Genomic DNA, 19,878 nt, shown 5'->3' with positions numbered 1-19,878 from the left:
AAAGTGAAAAGTGAAATTAACGACAAAAAAACTACAAAGTGACACGAAGTGTCATCCCGGAATGTCTTAATCCGGGATCCACGGTTGCTAAATATTAGATGTGTTCATTACATTTTTTAAAGTGAAAAGTGTAATTAACGACAAAAAAACTACAAAGTGACACGAAGTGTCATCCCGGAATGTCTTAATCCGGGATCCACGGTTGCTAAATATTGGACGTGTTCATTACATTTTTTAAAGTGAAAAGTGAAATTAAAAACAAACGACAAATCTTTTAAAGATTCAATATACAAAAAAACCCTGCGCTATCTCCGCAGGGTTTTTTTTGTTTATTATTGTAAGCTGTTAGTCGTTGCCGCCCTCAAGCGTCTTATGAGCGGAGAGTTTTTATCGCACTAAAAATTTCCGCATGTTTGAGCGCATTCCTTAATGTGTTGTTATTGCGCGAGTTCGGAAATTGCGATAAAAACGCGCAGCGAATGCTTGCTGGCGGCAGAGTTTTTGCTTACTTTTTGATCGTTTGCAAAAAGTGAGGCGGGGCTTGGGGTGCAACGCCCAAGGTGTTGGCGGGTTTGGGTATGCAATACCCAAGACTTTGACTTTTTGCTATAATCATTGCATTGTAAAATTAACATAGGAGAAGAGAGATGAGCGCTAAACAAATTATAGAATGGATTTCTTCCGAATTATCTCTTGGCGAAGCAGGCGTTAAAAATACCGTTTCAATGCTTTCAGACGGCGACACGGTGCCGTTTATCTCGCGCTACAGAAAAGAAAAAACCGGCAATTTAACCGAAGTAAACGTGCGCGACATTTCCGATAAACTTCAATACTATATAGAGCTTGAAGCAAGAAAAGAAACAATTTTAAAAAGCATAGAAGAGCAGAAAAAACTCACCCCCGAACTTAAAGCCAAAATTGAAAACTGCAGAGAAAAAACAAAACTTGAAGACCTCTATCTTCCGTATAAACCAAAACGCCAAACAAAAGCCACAGTTGCAAAAGCCGCCGGGCTTGAACCGTTAGCCGTAGAAATTTTAGCGCAAACTTTGTCTATGAAAGAAGACAGACAAAAATTTCTTGAAAAATACTTAAATGAAGAAAAAGGCATAGACACAATTGAAAAAGCCGTTATCGGCGCAATAGATATTATTGCCGAGCAAATTTCCGACGATGCCAACATAAGAGGAAAATTAAGAACGTTTATAACTTCCACGGGGCAAATACGTTCTAAAGCCACAAAAGCCGCGGCAAATATAAAAACAAAATTTGAAATGTATTACGATTACGCCGAACCGTTGAAAACCGTCCCCGGACACAGACTTCTTGCAATAAGGCGCGCAACAAAAGAAGAAGTTTTAACGTGGAAAATAGTCGTTGAAGACGATAAAGCCGTAGATTTAATTTTAACGTCGGTAGCCAAAAATAACCGTTCGCTTTTTTACCCCGAACTTTTTACCGCCGTTCAAACGGCTTACGACAGACATCTTTATCCGTCTTTACAAGTTGAAATATTTTTATCCAAAATGGAATCCGTCGACGCCGACGCAATAAACGTTTTTGCAACAAACGCCAAAAACCTGCTTCTTGCAGCGCCCGCCGGACATAAAATTATTATGGGCGTAGACCCCGGCTTTAGAACCGGCTGCAAAGTTGCGGTTACCGACGTAAACGGAAATTTTAAAGAGTATCACGCAATATTTCCGCACGAACCCGCGCTTCGCACAAAAGAAGCCGAAGAAGTTTTAGTTGACCTTATAGAAGAGTATTACGTAGAACTTATAGCCGTAGGAAACGGAACCGCATCGCGGGAAACAATAAATTTTATAAATAACGTTTTAAAAAATCATACTTTTAAAATTCAGCCGAAAATTGTAACCGTAAGCGAAGCCGGCGCGTCCGTTTACTCGGCGTCGCCGCTTGCCGTGGCGGAATTTCCGAATTTAGATGTTACCGTCCGAGGCGCCATAAGCATAGCAAGGCGCCTGCAAGACCCGCTGGCGGAACTTGTAAAAATTGACCCGAAATCCATAGGCGTAGGGCAGTATCAGCACGACGTAAACCAAGCGCAGCTAAAAAAACAGCTTGACGACACGGTAGAATCTGCGGTAAATTTTGTGGGAGCAAATTTAAATTCCGCATCCGCAGAACTTTTATCGTATATTTCAGGCATATCTAAAACCGTGGCAAAAAATATTGTAAGTTACAGAACAAAAAACGGATCGTTTAAAGATAAAACGGAACTTAAAAAAGTTACCGGACTTGGCGACAAAACTTTTACGCAGTGCGCAGGTTTTTTAAGAATTCCCGACGGAGTAAACTCTTTGGATAATTCTGCCGTCCACCCTGAAAGCTACGGAGCCGTTGAAAAAATGGCTAAAGATTTAAACGTTAAAATTTCTGAACTTATAGGAAACGACGCGTTAATAAAAAACATAAACCCAGCAAACTACGTAACGCCTGAAATTGGGCTTTTAACTTTAAACGACATAATTGCGGAATTAAAAAAACCCGGCGTTGACCCGAGAAAAGATTTTTCCACGGCGGAATTTAGCGAACAAATAACCGATATTAAAGATTTGCAGGAAAACATGGTTTTAAACGGCACCGTAACAAACGTTACAAATTTCGGCGCGTTTGTTGACATAGGCGTTCACCAAGACGGCTTAATTCACATATCAAAATTAAGTTCCAAATTTGTAAAAAACCCATACGAAGTTGTTTCCGTAGGAGACACAATAAAAGTAAGAGTTTTAAAAGTTGACGCAGAATTAAAAAGAATAAGCCTGGAAGCAGTAGGAAAGTAAACGGCATAACGGCAAAGTGACACGAAGTGTCATCCCGGAATGCCTTAATCCGGGATCCACGTTTACTAAATATTAGACGTATTCATTACATCTTTAAAAGTGAAAAGTGAAATTAACGACAAAAGCATATGTGTAGATTCTGCGAGGGACTCTGTCCCCGCTAAATGACGAGTGTTATCTTTTACCCCATCCGAGCGAAGCGTAGGATTTGCCGTTGTCGTTGTTGTTTTCCGTTCGCGCTTTTGCCGTTACTTCCACATAAAGCGCTCCGCCGCGTGCTTATTTCACGGAGAAGATTTTTGGATAAGAAATTTAAAGTGTTTGAGCGCACGTAGTGCGCGAGTTTTTTAAATTTCCCAAAAATCTTCGCAGTGAAATGCGTGTTATATAAGACGCATCAAACATTCCAACTAAAACAAGCGCTTCGCCGTTTTGTCGTGCCGCCGCGTTAACGAGCACAGCGAGAGCGGCAGAGTTTTTGCTACTTTTTGATCGCTTGCAAAAAGTAGGCGGGTTTGGGTATGCAATACCCAAGGTGTTTAATAACGGCAAAGTGAAAAGCAACACACTTGTGTGTCATTGCCGAAATCCGTAATCGGCAATCCACGTTTACTAAATATTAGACGTATTCATTACATCTTTAAAAGTTAAAAGTGAAATTAACAACAAAGGCATAATTTACACATTCTGCGACTGCGCACACAATGAGATGGGCATAATATATAAAAAAATAATCTTCAATTTGACTAAAAACACCTTTTATTATAGAATACTCTTCGCTCCTCAAAGCCGAGGTGGTGGAATGGCAGACACGTGAGACTCAAAATCTCAAGTTGCTTAGGCGGCGTGCGGGTTCAAGTCCCGCCCTCGGCAAATCACAAACAAACAAACTTTTATGATACGCTTTGGCATACACGCATCTTTGCGAAACGGGTTTCAAAACGCAATAGACCAAGCCTCGTCGCTTGGCTGTGAAAGTATGCAAATTTTTACAAAAAGCCCGCGGGTTTGGAACAGCAAAAAATATTCCGAAAACGAAATTTCAGATTTTAAACGTTCGCTAAAAAAAGCAAACCTTTTCCCTCTTATAGTTCACACGTTTTACCTGCAAAACCTTGCAACTTCCAACGAAATACTCTACAAAAAATCTTTTGACGCTTTTCAAAAAGATTTGCTTTTGGCAAATGAAATAGGCGCAAAGTATTACGTTGTCCACCCGGGGTCTTATTCCGAGTTTTCAAATATTGCAGACGGCATTAAAAAAATTACAAACTCCATAAATAAAATTTATTCGCAAAATAAAATAGATACTATTTTACTTTTAGAAAATTTAGCCGGCGAAGGAAGAAAAATAGGTTCTAATTTTACGGAACTTGCCGCAATAATAGACGATGTTAAAGACAAATTAAAAATTGCGATATGTTTTGACACAGCTCACGCTTTCGGCGCCGGATATGATTTATCCGATCCTAAAAAAATAGATTTAATGTTAAAGGATTTTGACGCAAAGATAGGGCTGAACAAACTGAAAGTAATTCATTTTAACGACTCAAAAATGGCATGCGGATCAAAAAAAGACAGACATGAACATTTGGGAAAAGGTTTGATAGGCGCTAAAGGATTAAAGCATTTTGTGCAGGCAGTAAAAAACACAGCCGAAGCCGCAATTATAGAAACTCCGAAAGAACCGGAGAATGCGGACAGGTTGAATTTAGAACAGTTGTTTAAGTGGCGAAAGCAGTAAAATTCTCAATTATCAATTCTCAATTATCAATTATCTTTACAAGACACCCCGTGCGGCATTTTGGAGTGCATGTGTAATCGCAGGGTTCAACGTGAATGGTTATTGTAGAGTTTTCCAGTTTTAAAGAAATTTGTTTTTCCAACTCTCTTGTAATTTCGTGAGACTGCAGAACCGTCATTTTAGGGTTTACAAGTATGTGAAACTCCACAAACCTTTTGTTTCCCGCCTTTCTTGTTTTTAAATCGTGACAGCCGGAAATTATGTGCGCCTGGGCTCTTATTATATTTTCTATCTCGGCAACTTCTTCGTCGGGCAAACTAACGTCAAACAAATCTCTGACCGATTTTACGGTAAGTTTAACCGCCGTTTTTATTATCATTAAGGCAACAACAAGCGCCGCCGCCGGATCTATCCATGCAAAATTTCCGCCGACTTTTAACAATTTTAACAGCGTTATAATTAACAGCGCGCTCATTACTCCCACAGACGTCCACACGTCCGCGCGCAAATGCCAGCCGTCGGCTTCCAAAGCTATTGAATCTGTTTCTTTTGCAATCTTAAATAACCTTTGCGATACAAAAAAATTAACCGCTGCCGATACAAACATTACAAGCGCGCCCACCAAAGGCATGCGCACCGGGTTTGGCGAAATAAGTCTTGAAACAGCTTCATAAATTATGTACACAGCAGCGGCAAAAATTAAAAGAGCTTCCACAGAACCCGATATATTTTCAAATTTTCCGTGCCCGTAAGGGTGCTCGTTATCAGCAGGTTTTGCGGATTCTTTAATAGCTGCAAAAGCAATAAAAGCCGCTATCAAATCTACTAAAGAATGAGCGGCTTCGGATATTATTGAAATTGAACCTATGAGCAAACCCGTTATAAGCTTTCCAAGCGTAAGACACGTGTTTGAAACCATTGAAAGCTTTGCTGCGGACGCTGCATTTTTTTGCGGCATAAAAAATATGCTCCCGTAAACCGCTAAACAACCGGCAACTTTACTCTATTGCTTCCAGCGACGCCGTGGCGGAACCTATAGGAATTTTTACTTTTACGTGAACGGGAATTTTTTTGTCGTCGTTTGTAATCCAAACCTGCATTTTTCCCGTAGCTTTAAAAATTCCGGCAAAAGACTGCCGTCATGTTTACGCCACTGAAATTCATTTCTTTTGGCGTCAAGTTTCGCTTTTTCTTCTTTAAGTTTTTCAGACACAAAAGAGCGCTGTGTAGCCGCAAAAGCCTGACATACAAACAAACTTAAAATTGCGATTAAACTAAGTTTTTTTAGCATCATTTATTATCAGCTCCGTTGCATGTTTTAACGTTTTGCACACGGATAAAGGTTTTATTTTCTCGTTTTTTACTTTTTCAACCTGTTTTTTTCCGTGCCCCGTTAACACCAAAACGCCTTTGCCTCCGGAATTATTGCCTAAAAGATAATCTCTGACGCTATCGCCCACCGTATAAGAATTTTTTAAATCTATGCCGTGATCTTTAGCGGCTTGCAAAACCATGCCCGTGTTTGGTTTTCTGCACAAGCATTTATCTTCGTCAATATGAGGACAATAATAAAGTCCGTCTATTTTTGCGCCGCTTTTTTTAAGAAGAAATATAAATTTGTCGTTTACTTTTTTCAAATCTTTTTGCGTAAACATTCCTCTGCCCACTCCGGATTGATTTGTAACAACTATAACTTTAAAACCCGCATTGCGAAGCTTATTTATGCTGTCTGCCGCATAAGCGTAAAGTTTCACCTGTTTTGGCGAGCTTAAGTAATTTCTGTCAAATATTACGGTGCCGTCGCGGTCTAAAAACACGGCCGGCGTTAACGTTTTTTTATTTTTCTTAGAATTGTTTTTTCCCATATTTCCTTTCCGTTTTTAAATTGCGGCGCAGCCGTAAGAACAGCTACGCGTTTTTTGTTTTTCTCGTCTAAAACAGCATTTATTTTAACCGCGTCTTTTGAAGTTGTTATAAAATAACTTTCTTTACCCGCGGACGCAAAAATTTTCTCTAACATTTTTTTATCGTATTTTTTATGATCTTTTAAAGATATAAATTTTTCGCAAACTATGCCGGTTTTTTCCACGGACTTTCTAAAACCTTCGGAAAAACCTATGCCGCTTATTGCGGCTGTTTTAGAATTTTTTAACAGCTTAAAATTAAAATTTGTTTTTAAATCTATTTTTTTATACTGCAAACCGCCGTAATACGTAAACGCTACGGGCGCTTTTGAGTATTTTGATATTTCCTTTTTTAATTCCAAAAGACGTTTTGCGCAAACCGTATCCGAGTTTGTAATAATTATAAGCCCGGCTCTCTTTAACGCCGACGGTTTTTCCCTTAAACTTCCGGCGGGAATAAGCATTCCGTTTCCAAACGGGTTTGAAGCGTTTATGCAGACAATATCCAAATCTCTTTTTATTTTCCAATGCTGAAAACCGTCGTCAAGAACATACACATCAGGATTTATTTTATTTCTAAACGACAACGCCGCCGCATATCTGTCTGCCGCAACAATTACGCAAGCCTCGGGAACGCTTTTTGCAATTAACAGCGGCTCATCGCCCGAGTTTGCCGGATTAACTTTTGGCGCGCCGTTTTTTAATAATAACGGAATTTTACCGCTGCGCCCGTAGCCGCGCGTTAAAACAACGGGTTTTAAATTATTTTTTACAAGAAACTTCAACAACTCAATAACAAGCGGAGTCTTACCGGTGCCGCCCCATGTAAGATTTCCCACGCTTATAACAGGCGCATCAAGACAGCGCGGCGCAGAAACTTTTCTGTCAAGCGCCGACAACGCGCGATACGCTATTGAAAACGGATATAAAATTTTTGCCACGGTTTAGCCTTGTTTTTTAGGATAACGAAAACTTTTTCTCGTTAAAATATTTTGCGCCCTAACTTTATGTATTCCTGAGCGCTTAATTTAAAAAATGTTTCGGCGTATTTCATTCCCGGTTTTTTTATTTCCGCCCAATAAGAATTTAAGCCCTGCGCAATTTTCACATAATCTCTTGAAGCAAGCTGGCTTTTATAGCATTCTATTGCGCTCTGTTTTTGTTCCCAAACGCTTGAGATATCCACTATGGCATTAGGCATAACAGGCGACCAAACGCCGTAAGCGTAAACCGTAAAATTAAGTTTTACAATTTTATTTATTTTTATGAGCGCTTTAGATACGGCGGTGTGGTCTTTATGATTATCAAACCAAAACGGAAGAAAAACCGCGTTAGGTTTAACTCTTTTTATTATTGAAGCCAGCGTTTCTTCAAAACGTTTATTTCCGCTTAAACTTCTGGCGGCAAATTGTAAAAAATGATTTCTTTTAGAGCCCAACAGCGACGCGGCAGCCTCCGACTCTTTCATTCTCTCGGGGTTTTCGTGCGTGCAGTAAACAATTTCCGCATGCCCGCCGTTTTGCGCGTGCTTAATTATAGTTCCGCCGCAGCCTACGGCTTCATCTAATTGGTGCGGAGCTATTACCAAAATACGTCTGTCATAGAGAGAATCATCGGCGGCAATAGAGTAACTTAAAAAAGGCCGAATGTGTTCAAATATTCTGAAAAGATGTTTAAAACGGAGTTGCGCCATCGTTTTTCTCCTAATTTCAAATGTTCGGATTTAGTAAATATCATATCCGGAAGTTCTTCAATTTTACAAAATTTTTGCATTTTTATCATTTGTTTTATATAATCCTTGAGTATTTCAATTTCTATTAAGGAGCTATCATGGCTAAAAAAGCAAACAACGCCGTTAAAAAAGTCAGCAAGAAAAGCGCAGAAAATAACGAATGGCTTATTCTTTTTCTTTTGTCTATCTTCCTCGGAACTCTTGGAGTTGACAGATTCTACGTCGGTAAAATCGGAACGGGTCTTTTGAAATTGTTTACAGGCGGCGGATGCGGAGTATGGTGGATTATAGACATTATACTTATAGCAACCAACAAGTTTACAGACGCCAAAGGTCATGTTATTTCAAAATAAGTTTTTAAAGAAATATTTTGGAAAAATAAACAAAGTCAGATTATTAATTGTTGCAGGCTGTGCGCTGTTATTTTACGCTTTACCTGAAAAATTTATTTTACACGATGCGCCCGTTCTTTGTATTTACAGACTGTTGTTTGACAAAGAATGCATAGGCTGCGGAACTACAAGAGCGGTTTATCAGGTTTTGCATTTCAAATTTGAAAGAGCGTTTGAATTTAACAGCTTAATAATTGTAACTTTCCCGCTGATTGTTATTTGCACAATAGCGTGGATTTTTCAAAAACGAAGAAGATTAAAGAAATAGCTTAAATAAAAAAGTTCGGAGTTTTTTAAAACTCCGAACTTTTTTTTATGCTTATATATTGCTAAAATAAGCTCATGATTTTTGAAGAAATATTAAACAAAGTTTTAAAAACTAATTCTTTAACCGAAAATGAAATTTTAGAACTTTTAAAAACCGATAAGCCGCAAAAACTGTTTGCCGCCGCAGACAAAGTCCGCAAAAAAAACGTAGGCGACGAAGTGCATTTGCGCGCGCTGATAGAATTTTCAAATATCTGTAAACAAAATTGTCTCTACTGCGGGTTAAGACGAGACAATAAAAAAGTTGACCGTTACCGTCTTGAACCGGAAACCATAATTGATTTAGCAAAAAAAGCTAAAAGCTACGGATATCAAACGGTAGTTTTGCAGTCCGGCGAAGATCCTTATTACACTTCAGACATTATGTCTCAAATAATTTCGGCCATAAAAAAATTTGACATTGCCGTTACGTTAAGCATAGGCGAAAAAACTTTTGAAGAATATAAAGTCTACAAAGACGCAGGCGCCGACAGATATCTTTTGCGAATTGAAACCACAGACAAAGATTTATATGAAAAATTAGATCCGCAAATGAGCCTTGAAAACAGAAAAGAATGCATTCAAAATATAAAAAAACTCGGATATGAAACAGGCTCCGGAATTATTGTAGGGCTTCCCGGACAAACTCTTGAAAGCATTGCCAAAGATATACTTTATTTAAAATCTATTCCCGTTGATATGGCTGGAATTGGACCGTTTATTTTAAATCCGAATACTCCTCTTAACGACAAAGTGAAAAGTGAAAAGTTAAAAGTTGAATTAACGGCAAACGACCAAAACAATTTTGAGCTTGCGCTGAAAGTTATGGCTATTTTAAGATTATTAATGCCTGATATCAATATTCCTGCGACCACGGCTATGGAAACGTTGAACCCTGACGGACGCATGATTGCTTTGCAAAGCGGGGCAAATGTTGTTATGCCTAACGCCACCGAGGGCGAATACAGAAAACTTTATGAACTGTATCCGGGAAAAATTTGCGTTACAGACACTCCTTATAAGTGCAGATTTTGCATTGAAAGTAAAATAAATTCAATAGGCAGAAGCATATCGCAAGGAAAAGGAAATTCAAAAAGCAAGGAAATTCTATGAAAATATTAGTTGGGCTTAGCGGCGGAGTAGATTCCGCGGTGGCGGCATACTTATTAAAAAAACAGGGGCATGAAGTTATCGGCGCCATGATGTCTATTTGGGACGGTTCTATTGCCGCGCCTAAAATTACAGGCGGAGACGCTTGTTTGGGTCCAGAAGAAGACGATATTGCGTCGGTTAAAAAAATTGCTGAATTTTTAAAAATACCGTACCGCATTATAGACTGCCGTCAGGAATATAAAAACGTGGTTCTTGAAAACTTTAAAAACGAATACAAAAGCGGACGCACTCCAAACCCGTGCGTGTGGTGCAACACTTACATTAAATTCGGAGTTTTACCTCAAGCGGCAAAAAGAACCGGAATATCTTTTGATAAATTTGCCACCGGACATTATGCAAATATAAAATACAACGACAGTTTAAAAATGTTCCAACTTTGCAAAGCTAAAGACCAAAAAAAAGATCAGACTTATTTTTTATACAGATTAAATCAAAAAAATTTATCGGAAACTTTATTTCCCCTCGGCGAGCTTACAAAAAGCGAAGTAAGAGAAATTGCGCAAGCCGCAGGCATTCCTGTTGCTGAAAAACCGGACAGTCAGGATTTTTACTGCGGAGATTACAACGATATTTTGCAATTTAAAACAAACTCCGGCGATATCGCAGATAAAAACGGAAAAATTTTAGGCAAGCACAACGGAATTTGGAATTACACAATAGGAAAACGCAAAGGTCTCGGACTTTCCGGCGGAACAAAAGAACCGCTTTACGTAATAAATATTCTCGCAAAACAAAACGTTATAGTAGTCGGCGAGCAAAAAGATTTATATTCGTCAAAACTTACGGCGCAAAAAGTTTTGTGGAATTCTATTGCCGCGCCAAAAACAGAAATTGACGTTATGGCAAAAATAAGACAACAGCACGCTCCGGCAAAAGCAAAAGTTACCGCGCTTGAAAATAACGAAGCGGAAGTTGTTTTTTACGAACCGCAAATGTCGGTAACAAGCGGACAAAGCGTAGTTTTTTACGATAACGACGTAGTTTTAGGCGGAGCAATAATAAAATAAAAATATGCTATAATACCGCTATAATAAAACTTCCCGGCGGAAAAAAATGCACGAATACCAGCTTCTTTACATTTTAGGCGTAGGATTTGCTTTCGCTCTTGCATTCGGGTTTATCACTCAAAAACTCGGTCTTTCCTCTATCGTAGGATATCTGCTTGCAGGTTTTTTAATAGGCCCCAACACCCCGTTTTTTACCGCAGACTACAGTCTTGCTTTCCAGCTTTCCGAAGCCGGCGTAATACTTTTAATGTTCGGCGTAGGATTACATTTTAAAATAGACGATTTACTTGCCGTAAAAGGCGTAGCTATTCCGGGCGCAATTGTGCAAAGCGCAGTTGCTACGGTAATAGGTACTTATATAGGAACGCTTTTAGGTCTTGATTTACAGTCCGGACTTATTTTAGGTCTTGGGCTTGCGGTAGCCAGCACGGTTGTTTTGCTTAGAGTTTTATCAGACAACGACGCCTTAAACACAGTCCATGGGCACGTAGCCGTAGGGTGGCTTGTGGTAGAAGATATTCTTACTGTTTTAATTTTGGTAGTTTTGCCGATTCTTGCAGGAATGTTAAACAGCGCCAATTCCGCCGCTGCCGGCGGCGGCGAAAGCAATTTGAAAATTGTGGAAGCGGTAGCGTTTGCCGTTTTAAAAATAGGCGTTTTGTGGATTTTGGTAATAGAAGCAGGCGGAAGACTTGTTCCGTGGATTATGTCAAAAGTGGCAAGAACGCGCTCGCAGGAATTGTTTACGCTTACGGTTCTTGTAATAGCTTTTGCAACAGCTATGATAGCGGCGGTAGTATTTCAGGCATCATTTGCTTTAGGCGCGTTTTTGGGCGGAATGGTTGTAGGAAAAAGCAAAGTAAGCAATCAGGCTGCGGCAGATATTCTTCCTTTAAGAGACGCTTTCGCCGTTTTGTTTTTCTTATCGGTGGGAATGCTTTTTGACCCGAGATATTTTATTGAATATCCTCTTCTAATATTGGCGTGTCTTGCGATAGTTCTTATTGTAAAACCGCTTACGGCAATGTTTGTTGTTACAATTTTAGGATACTCAATACGCACGGCGCTTACCGTGGCCGCGGGACTTGCGCAGGTTGGAGAATTTTCTTTCATTTTAGCGCAGGAAGCAAAAAGATTAAACCTCGCCGGAGACACCGTTTACAACGCAATAGTTATATGCGCGATAATTTCAATAACTTTAAACCCTGCGGTATTTTCACGTATTCCCGCTTTTGAAACTATCTTGCGTTCAAAAGAAAAATTATGGAACTTCTTAAATGCGGTTGCGGAAAAACGCGGCAGCAAGAGAAATAAAAATCAAGAACTTGCAAAAAATCTTTTGCCTACCGAAGATTATCTCGCAAAAAAAACAGCGCTTATAATAGGCTACGGACCGACGGGGCAAAAAATAACGCAAATGCTTTTAGAGCATGACGTGCACCCTATAATAATAGAAATGAACGTGGACACCGTAAACAGTTTAAGCGCAAAAGGATTTTTCACAATTTACGGCGATTCAACTAAAAAAGATATTTTGGAAGCCGCAGGCATTTCAAGCGCGGATTACGTTATAATAACCGTGCCGTCTTTAAGCATAACTTCCGCAACAGCGTCGCTTGCGGCGGCGCTAAACCCTAAAGCGCGCATTTTTGTAAGAGCGCGTTTTCTTCACAGCAAAGAACATTTAAAACAAATAGGCATTTCCGGAATCGCGATAGAGGAAGAAGAAGTTGCAAAATCTCTTACGTCGCTTTTGCTTGACGATCTTGAAGAGCAAAGCCTGCTTGCCGCGGCAGCCGAAATAGCCGCAGAAGAATGCAAACCCGACGATGCAATTTGCAGAGACGAAATCTTTAAGAAAACGAAGAACAAATGATGATAGGAAGTTAGGATGATAAGAAGGTAAGCAACGGCTATGTTATCATAGCAACAGATAAAGCAATAACAAAAAAGACAGCCGCGCATAAAATATGCGCGACTGTCTTTTTTATTTTACAACGAACGCCAAATACTAATTGATAGCGTCGGTTCCCGTTTCTTTTGTGCGAACTCTCACGACGTTTCTTAAATCATAACTGAAAATTTTTCCGTCGCCGGGTTTTCCCGTGTATGCCGCTTTGAGAATAGCGTCAATTGTTTTCTTTTCCCATGCCGGCGAAGAAACTAAAATTTCAAACTTTACTTTGGGAAGCATGGTTATTGCAACTTCCGTTCCGCGAACAAGTTCCGTATAACCTTTCTGCTTGCCGCAGCCCATTACTTGAGAAACCGTGATTCCGTTTACTTGAATTTTATTTAAAGCTTCTTTAATATCTTCTAATTTTTCTTCACGCACTATTGCTTCAATCTTAATCATTTTTTTCCTCCCGTATTATTTTAAAAAATTCCACTTTGAATTTTTCGCTTTACATCTTGCCGTTAATTAATCCAAACCGAAGAAAGAAGGATATGCGTTTTCACCGTGTTCGGAAACGTCAAGCCCTTGAAGCTCTTCTTTTTTATCAACTCTTAAAGGAGTAAATATTCGCGTAATTCCTGCGCAAATCAAAGTGCCTACTATAACTATTGCAATTGTTACCAAAATACCTTCCGCCTGAGCAATAAATTGCGTCCAGCCGCCGCCGTAGAACAATCCGCCGAGTCCTTCCGTAAGATTAAGTTCGGGAACAACAAAAAATCCGGTCAACAATCCGCCCCAAATTCCGCCGATACCATGGCATCCGAAAGCGTCAAGAGCGTCGTCAATTTTAAGAACTTTTTTAATAAGCGTTATGCCGAAATAGCACACTATGCTTGTAGTTATACCAATAACAAATGCTCCGGTAATACTTACAAAGCCGGCAGCCGGAGTAATTCCTACAAGTCCCGCAACAACACCGGTGCAAGCGCCGATAAGAGTTGCTTTTCCCTGCTTAATTACATCTATAGCCAACCATGTAACCAAAGCTATTGCCGCAGAAACTGCAGTTGTCATAAACGCGTGAGCAGCCAAACCGTTTGCCGCTAAAGCCGAACCCGCATTAAAGCCAAACCATCCAAACCACAAAAGTCCCATGCCCAAAACTATTAAAGGAACATTGTGAACTCTGTAAGAGGTCTGCGCATAACCTTGTCTTTTGCCTAAAATTATAGCAAGAATAAGACCGGTTAAACCAGAGCTGATGTGAACAACATCGCCGCCGGCAAAATCTAAAGCTTTCAAAGTTTCGCCAATAAATCCGCCGCCCCAAACCATATGCGCCAACGGATAATATACAAGAACAGACCATAAACCGATGAATATAAATAACGCTTTAAATTTCATTCTTCCGGCAACGGAACCTGTAATAATAGCCGGAGTAATAAGCGCAAACATCATCTGGAAAGCAACAAATGCAAACGTAGGCAAGTTTTCGCCGAAAATGCTGTCTTTGGTTATACCGTTAAGCGCAACATTTTTAAGAGAACCTATTATCTGACCGCCTCCGTCTCCGAAAGAAAGACTGTAGCCTATCAAAGCATACAATGAAATTCCAAGACCCAAGATGAACACAGAGTTCATCATGTTGTTTACCATGTTTTTTCTGCGGCCCAACCCTCCGTAAAAGAGAGCCAATCCCGGCGTCATAATGAAAACAAGCGCCGCACAAATAAGAATAAATGCTGTGTCTCCCACATTAATCATTTGTACTTCCTCCTTTTATTTTTTTGAGCTTAAAAGCTCTTTTTATAATAAAAAACGAGATTAGAATCTTGATAATTTCACAATTATCAAACTTTCTGAACCTCGTTGTTCATTTTCAACGTTATTTTATTGTTTTCTTCTTTACGCTTAGAATTGTAACAAATGTTTTTTTATAATGCAAGCCTTTTTTTAAAACTCTTAAAATTGCAAACGCCGGACTGTTGTATTATCCGGCGTTTGCATAGCAATATTGCTTTTAGAAATTGTAAGCAACTCCGATAGTTAAATTGTTAAAATCAAGTCCGATGTCAAACAAACCATCGCTTGCTCCGCCGGATACATAACTTGCTGCGCCGAGAACCGTCCAAAGAGTAAATCTGTCCGAGAGCGCATATTCTACAACGGGAGAAACCGCAATTACGGCATCCGCAGGTTTGACATCTCCCGCATAAATTGTTGCGTCAAGTCTTGCGTAAAGAGCAAAAGCTCCCGACGTATAAGCTTTGTATCTTACAAACGGAATAAATGAATACGACGTTACCGAGCCTGCCGCTTCGTTTACGTAATCAAGAGAAAAACCTAAACCTCCGTCAATTTTGTCCGAAAAAATATAACCTACTTCAGGCGATACGATTACGGCGGAATCTCCGTTTAACGTAGCAACATTAAACGCTCCGCCTGCATACCAATCATACGCAAATCCGTTTACGGCAACTGCCGCCAACAATGCCAAAGACAATAATACTTTCTTCATTTTACTCCCCCTTGTTTTTGAGGCGGCCGTTTAAGACCGCCTCATTTTTTTATTTATTTAACGTCTTGCTCGTCTTGCAAGGCGTCATATCCTTCTTCGCTTGTGCGAACTTTTATTACATTTTCCACGTCGTAAACAAATATTTTTCCATCGCCTATATTTCCCGTATGCAGCGCCTGCTTAATTGTGTTAACAAGCGCGTCCACGGGAATTTTTGCAACAACTATTTCAACTTTTACTTTAGGAAGCAAAGCGGTTTCAACAAGAGATCCTCTGTAATACTCCTGATGACCTCTCTGCATTCCGCGGCCTAAAACCTGAGTAACGGTAATGCCCGTAATGCCCAAATTATCCAACGCAGATTTAAGCTGTTCAAATTTATTTTGATTTATTACAACCACAACTTTTGTCAATTTTATGCCGCTGTGCAACGCGCTATGAGGCACCGGCGGAACGGGAGTAAGCTTATCTTTGCCGGCTTCGTCTTCAAGAGCCGACGCAAATATTGAAGGCATAAAATCCGCATAACCTATCATTCCATGCTCGGTTATATCAAGACCCGCGACTTCTTCTTCTTTATCAACTCTCAAGCCTATAGTTTTTTTCAAGAGAAAAAAAGTAATAAACATTGTTACGGAAATCCATGCCGCAACAACTATTACGCCGAAAGCTTGAACACTCAGCATTTTCAATCCGCCGCCGTAAAGAAGTCCGCCGTCAAGAGCAAAAATTCCGGTTAAAACCGTTCCCAACGCTCCGCAAACTCCGTGCACGGCAACAGCGCCTACAGGGTCGTCAACTTTCAAAACCTTGTCTATAAATTCAACCGCAAACACAACGACAACGCCGGCAATAAGCCCGATTAAAACCGCTCCTTCCGGAGAAACGGCGTCGCAGCCTGCGGTAATTGCGACAAGCCCCGCAAGAACTCCGTTTAGCGTCATAGAAACATCAGGCTTTTTATAGCGCACCCACGTTAACAAAAGCGTTGCAGCCGCAGCGGCGGCAGCCGCAAGATTTGTGGTAACAAATATGCTTGCCGCAGAAACTATAGATTCACCGGTCATGGAAACCGTTGACGCGCCGTTAAATCCAAACCAGCCGAACCACAATATAAATACGCCCAAAGCCGCAAGAGTAATACTGTGTCCGGGAATTGCCTGAGATTCGCCTTTTTTAGAATACTTACCTATACGAGAGCCAAGCAAAGCAGCTCCGATAAAAGCGGCTACTCCGCCGACCATATGAACTGTTGTAGAACCGGCAAAATCGTGGAATCCCATTTCTGCCAAAAATCCGCCGCCCCATATCCAGTGACCGGAAATCGGATACACTATTGCGCTTATTACTATACTGTAAATAACATAAGAGGTGAACTTAGTTCTTTCAGCCATTGCGCCTGAAACTATTGTTGCGGCAGTAGCGCAAAAAACTGTTTGAAAAATTAAAAACGCCGGCGTAGGAAATGTCTGCGCGTAATTTCCATGGACAAAAAAATCAAGCACGCCAACAAACGCCGTTCCCGCTCCGAACATTATTCCAAAACCTATAGCCCAGTAACACAAAGAACCGAACGCAAAATCCATAAGATTTTTCAAAACTATGTTTCCCGCGTTTTTTGCTCTTGTAAGACCCGCTTCAAGCATTGCAAAACCCGGCTGCATAAAAAATACTAAAGCCGCTCCAAACAATACCCACAATGTGTCCACTGAAGAAAATGTTGCTGGTTCCATATTGATGCCTCCTTTTGTATTTATCAACCGCTTATGAAATTTTATAAATAAAAAAAGCGCACAAAGATATTTCGTATCTTTGGCGCCGTTGCCTTTTTGTGTTTTAAAATATTAAGTTTTCAATGAACTTACCAAAACAAAAAGGCGCCAAAGAAAGTAATTCTCTTTGGCGCCTTTGCCAGTTTATTATTAATATGGCAAAAGTATATAAAACAATTTTTACTTTGTCAAGTCTTTTTTTTACGACGAGAAACCAAATAACAGCAAACGACAAAGTGAAAAGTGACACACTTATGCGTCATTGCCGAAATCCGTAATCGGCAATCCACGGTTGCTAAATATTAGACGTATTCATTACATCTTTAAAAGTGAAAAGTGGAATTAAGGACACGGGAGGCAGAGTGTGAGAAGATAAGAGGATAAGATGGTAAGTAAAGACTCAAAAAGACGTTGCTTATCTTCTTACCCTCTTATCTTCTCACCCCCTGCCGTTCTCAACTTCTCACCCTCTGCTTTACAACATTGACTTTACAGCTTATAATAATGTATAATCCATGAATAATTTATATAATTTGTTTCACATATTCCGGAGGAATTATTAATGGCAAAACTTAAAACAGGAAGACACACATCCGCTCTTAAAGAAGCGAGAAAATCAAAAACCAGAACAGATAGAAACGTTGCCGTAAAAAGCAAAATAAAAACAGCGTTGAAAAAAGTTGAAGCTGCAGTAAAAGCCAACGATTTAAAAGCAGCGCAAGACGCTCTTAAAACCGCATTTTCACAGTGGGACAGAGCCGCAAAGAAAAACGTAATCCATTACAAAGCCGCCGCAAACCAGAAAGCAAGACTTTCAAAGAAAGTAGCTTCTCTTTCAAAAACAAAATAAACATATAAAAAATAAAAAAGCCGGCTTCTTTTTAAGAAGCCGGCTTTTTGTTTATCTGCAAATTAATATTAAAGCTTTTTCAAGCGCCGAAGCTGCGTCCGAAGCGCCGGTTTTAATGGCGGCGTCCGCCTTCAAAACAGTTTTCATTGAATCTTTTAATCTTTTAAAATCGTGCTTATGCAAATTAGAAACAAACGTTTTTGCAAAGTAAGGATGCATTCTTAAAGCCGAAGAAATTTCAGAAGAGCTTGCGCCTCTTTCTTCAATCATACTTTTTGCTTCAAGCAGTCTTCGCACGCAAGAAACGATTGTAGAAAGAATTACCACGGGTTCTTCCCCGTCAACCAAAAGTTTTTCTAAAACAAATAACGCTTTCTTTAAATTTTTAGCTTCTATTTCAGCCGCGAGAGAATACACATTGGCTTCTTTTGTATGACCGCTTATATACTCAACATCTTCCAATGTAATAGATTTTTTACCGCCGGCAAACAGAGACAGTTTTTCTATTTCATTTGAAATATTCAATAAATCCGTGCCGTTTTCTTCTATCATTCTTGAGACAACGTCGTAAGAAACGTTTTTACCTCTGTCGGCAAAACCTGTTTTAATAAAATCTCTCGTCTCGTTTTCATACTGTTTTCTGCAATCTACGGCAACGCACAATTTTGAAGAAGAGTATTTAGAAACAAGCTCTTTTCGTTTTGCCACGCCTTCTTTTTTATAATTTGCAGCGTATAAAAAAACAAGGCACGACGTGTCAGACGGATTATCAATATACTCCGTTATAACTTCGGCGTCTGCGGCTTTTATTTTATGAGCTTCTTTAATTATGATAAGCCTTTTTTCGCCTAAAAAAGGAAGAGTTTGAAGCGCGTTTACAACATCATCTGCGGACAACTCTCCGCCGTAAAAAATTTCCCTGTTTAAATCTCCCGCATCTATAATTTTTTCAATTTTTTTCAGACTTAAGTCTATAAGAAAAGACTCTTCTCCGGCAAAAAGATACGCCGCATGAGGAGTATTTAATTTATCGCTGTTAAAATCCTGAAATTTTATAAATGCCATATATATACCGAATTAAAAAGTGGAAAGTGAAAAGTGAAAAGTGAAATGAACGACTACGGCTTATAATTTATTATTCCGCTTTTCACTTTGCCGTTAACTGGGAACTTTGCGTTCCGAAACGCTTGTTACCGAGCCGAAACCTTTAATTGTTCTTTTAACTATGTCTCTGGAAAGTTTTTCCCAGATAATTGCTCTTGCTTCTTCTTCGCTCATGCCTTCGCCCAAGCCATAGCTGTTTTGGCTGCTTCTTGTTATATCTCTGTATATCTGAATTGCTTCCATATTAGGCTCCGTCCAAAGCGTTACGTTATTTTCAATATCTATAAACGAAACGCTGACGATAATCCAAAGTTTATACTGTTCGGCAACCATGTTTACGTCGTAAGTAAGCGGCTGTAAAATATATTTTTTTATAGTAACGGACAAGGCGCCGTTTGCTTCGCTTTCAGTATTTACAAGAGAAAGCCTGCCGTCGCTTAAAAATTCATCTACCACCGCGTTCATAAATTTAGCTTCAAGACCAAACTGGTTTGTATTGTTAAGAATTGGTCTTATGTAAATATTTTTTATGTAGTCCGGCAAAATCTGCGGAGCCGGATCATACTGCGCGGCGCATGAAGAAAGTAAAACCGTAAACAAAAACATTAATAATAATTTTTTCATTTTAACCTCTATTGGCGTCTTTGCAAACAATTTTGCAACGGCGCT

General features: G+C 39.7%; 19 protein-coding genes and 1 tRNA gene. 9 read left to right on the top strand and 11 right to left on the bottom strand.

The features are described from left to right. Window positions 1–647: 647 nt before the first annotated feature. The 3 genes from Epro_RS01225 to Epro_RS01210 all read left to right on the top strand — a co-directional run bounded on the left by Epro_RS01225 (window position 648) and on the right by Epro_RS01210 (window position 4,551). On the top strand, window positions 648–2,807 hold the full coding sequence (locus Epro_RS01225) for a Tex family protein (RefSeq protein WP_052569826.1): 2,160 nt from the start codon (window positions 648–650) through the stop codon (window positions 2,805–2,807). A gap of 788 nt (window positions 2,808–3,595) precedes the next feature. Next, a tRNA-Leu gene (locus tag Epro_RS01215) sits at window positions 3,596–3,680 on the top strand. Window positions 3,681–3,702: 22 nt separating this feature from the next. Then, window positions 3,703–4,551, top strand: a complete 849-nt coding sequence (locus Epro_RS01210) for a deoxyribonuclease IV (protein WP_052569824.1) — start codon at window positions 3,703–3,705, stop codon at window positions 4,549–4,551. 19 nt (window positions 4,552–4,570) lie between these two features. On the opposite strand, the gene Epro_RS01205 is transcribed toward Epro_RS01210, so the two are convergent. The 5 genes from Epro_RS01205 to Epro_RS01185 form a co-directional block, all read right to left on the bottom strand. Further along, on the bottom strand, window positions 4,571–5,509 hold the full coding sequence (locus tag Epro_RS01205) for a cation diffusion facilitator family transporter (RefSeq protein ID WP_052569822.1): 939 nt from the start codon (window positions 5,507–5,509) through the stop codon (window positions 4,571–4,573). Window positions 5,510–5,549: 40 nt separating this feature from the next. Further along, complete coding sequence (locus Epro_RS06950) at window positions 5,550–5,672, bottom strand: DUF3108 domain-containing protein (protein ID WP_272945918.1); 123 nt, start codon at window positions 5,670–5,672, stop codon at window positions 5,550–5,552. A gap of 153 nt (window positions 5,673–5,825) precedes the next feature. Then, a complete protein-coding gene (locus Epro_RS01195; RefSeq protein ID WP_052569819.1) occupies window positions 5,826–6,416 on the bottom strand; it encodes a D-glycero-alpha-D-manno-heptose-1,7-bisphosphate 7-phosphatase in 591 nt (196 codons plus the stop codon). Beyond that, on the bottom strand, window positions 6,377–7,396 hold the full coding sequence (lpxK, locus tag Epro_RS01190) for a tetraacyldisaccharide 4'-kinase (protein WP_052569817.1): 1,020 nt from the start codon (window positions 7,394–7,396) through the stop codon (window positions 6,377–6,379). Before lpxK ends, Epro_RS01195 begins: the two co-directional genes overlap by 40 nt. A 41-nt stretch (window positions 7,397–7,437) precedes the next feature. Further along, window positions 7,438–8,148 carry a PIG-L deacetylase family protein gene (locus Epro_RS01185; RefSeq protein WP_052569815.1) on the bottom strand — a complete coding sequence of 237 codons (711 nt, stop codon included), beginning with the start codon at window positions 8,146–8,148 and terminating at the stop codon, window positions 7,438–7,440. Between the two features lie 137 nt (window positions 8,149–8,285). Between Epro_RS01185 and Epro_RS01180 the strand changes: the two genes are divergently transcribed. From Epro_RS01180 to Epro_RS01160, 5 genes are all read left to right on the top strand, one after another. Further along, complete coding sequence (locus Epro_RS01180; RefSeq protein ID WP_052569813.1) at window positions 8,286–8,540, top strand: TM2 domain-containing protein; 255 nt, start codon at window positions 8,286–8,288, stop codon at window positions 8,538–8,540. Next, on the top strand, window positions 8,524–8,847 hold the full coding sequence (locus tag Epro_RS01175) for a DUF2752 domain-containing protein (RefSeq protein ID WP_052569811.1): 324 nt from the start codon (window positions 8,524–8,526) through the stop codon (window positions 8,845–8,847). The genes Epro_RS01180 and Epro_RS01175 overlap by 17 nt, the downstream gene beginning before the upstream one ends. 74 nt (window positions 8,848–8,921) lie before the next feature. Further along, window positions 8,922–9,998, top strand: coding sequence for a [FeFe] hydrogenase H-cluster radical SAM maturase HydE (gene hydE, locus Epro_RS01170; protein ID WP_052569810.1), 1,077 nt, complete (start codon window positions 8,922–8,924; stop codon window positions 9,996–9,998). Further along, window positions 9,995–11,065, top strand: a complete 1,071-nt coding sequence (gene mnmA, locus Epro_RS01165; protein WP_052569808.1) for a tRNA 2-thiouridine(34) synthase MnmA — start codon at window positions 9,995–9,997, stop codon at window positions 11,063–11,065. Before hydE ends, mnmA begins: the two co-directional genes overlap by 4 nt. A gap of 46 nt (window positions 11,066–11,111) precedes the next feature. Continuing rightward, the gene (locus Epro_RS01160) at window positions 11,112–12,941 is read left to right on the top strand and encodes a cation:proton antiporter (RefSeq protein ID WP_082121453.1); all 1,830 of its coding nucleotides are present in this window, start codon (window positions 11,112–11,114) and stop codon (window positions 12,939–12,941) included. Window positions 12,942–13,076: 135 nt separating this feature from the next. Here the strand turns inward: Epro_RS01160 and Epro_RS01155 are convergent, their stop codons facing one another. From Epro_RS01155 to Epro_RS01140, 4 genes are all read right to left on the bottom strand, one after another. Further along, on the bottom strand, window positions 13,077–13,421 hold the full coding sequence (locus tag Epro_RS01155) for a P-II family nitrogen regulator (RefSeq protein WP_052569807.1): 345 nt from the start codon (window positions 13,419–13,421) through the stop codon (window positions 13,077–13,079). Between the two features lie 66 nt (window positions 13,422–13,487). Continuing rightward, entirely contained in the window at window positions 13,488–14,726 is a 1,239-nt protein-coding gene (locus Epro_RS01150; protein ID WP_193352841.1) for an ammonium transporter, read from the bottom strand. 259 nt (window positions 14,727–14,985) lie between these two features. Next, window positions 14,986–15,483, bottom strand: coding sequence for a hypothetical protein (locus Epro_RS01145; RefSeq protein ID WP_052569804.1), 498 nt, complete (start codon window positions 15,481–15,483; stop codon window positions 14,986–14,988). Window positions 15,484–15,536: 53 nt separating this feature from the next. Beyond that, the gene (locus Epro_RS01140; RefSeq protein WP_052569802.1) at window positions 15,537–17,216 is read right to left on the bottom strand and encodes an ammonium transporter; all 1,680 of its coding nucleotides are present in this window, start codon (window positions 17,214–17,216) and stop codon (window positions 15,537–15,539) included. 601 nt (window positions 17,217–17,817) lie between these two features. On the opposite strand from Epro_RS01140, the gene rpsT reads away from it, so the two are divergent. Continuing rightward, a complete protein-coding gene (rpsT, locus tag Epro_RS01135) occupies window positions 17,818–18,105 on the top strand; it encodes a 30S ribosomal protein S20 (RefSeq protein WP_052569801.1) in 288 nt (95 codons plus the stop codon). Between the two features lie 51 nt (window positions 18,106–18,156). Here the strand turns inward: rpsT and holA are convergent, their stop codons facing one another. Both holA and lptE read right to left on the bottom strand, forming a co-directional pair. Then, window positions 18,157–19,170 carry a DNA polymerase III subunit delta gene (gene holA / locus Epro_RS01130; protein WP_052569800.1) on the bottom strand — a complete coding sequence of 338 codons (1,014 nt, stop codon included), beginning with the start codon at window positions 19,168–19,170 and terminating at the stop codon, window positions 18,157–18,159. 93 nt (window positions 19,171–19,263) lie between these two features. Beyond that, window positions 19,264–19,833, bottom strand: coding sequence for an LPS assembly lipoprotein LptE (lptE, locus tag Epro_RS01125; protein ID WP_052569799.1), 570 nt, complete (start codon window positions 19,831–19,833; stop codon window positions 19,264–19,266). Window positions 19,834–19,878 lie beyond the last annotated feature (45 nt).

The organism is Endomicrobium proavitum, assembly GCF_001027545.1.
GTDB classification, from domain to species: domain Bacteria; phylum Elusimicrobiota; class Endomicrobiia; order Endomicrobiales; family Endomicrobiaceae; genus Endomicrobium; species Endomicrobium proavitum.
The sequence above is the reverse complement of the archived record's forward strand: the minus strand, read 5'-3'. Positions and strand labels throughout refer to the sequence as shown.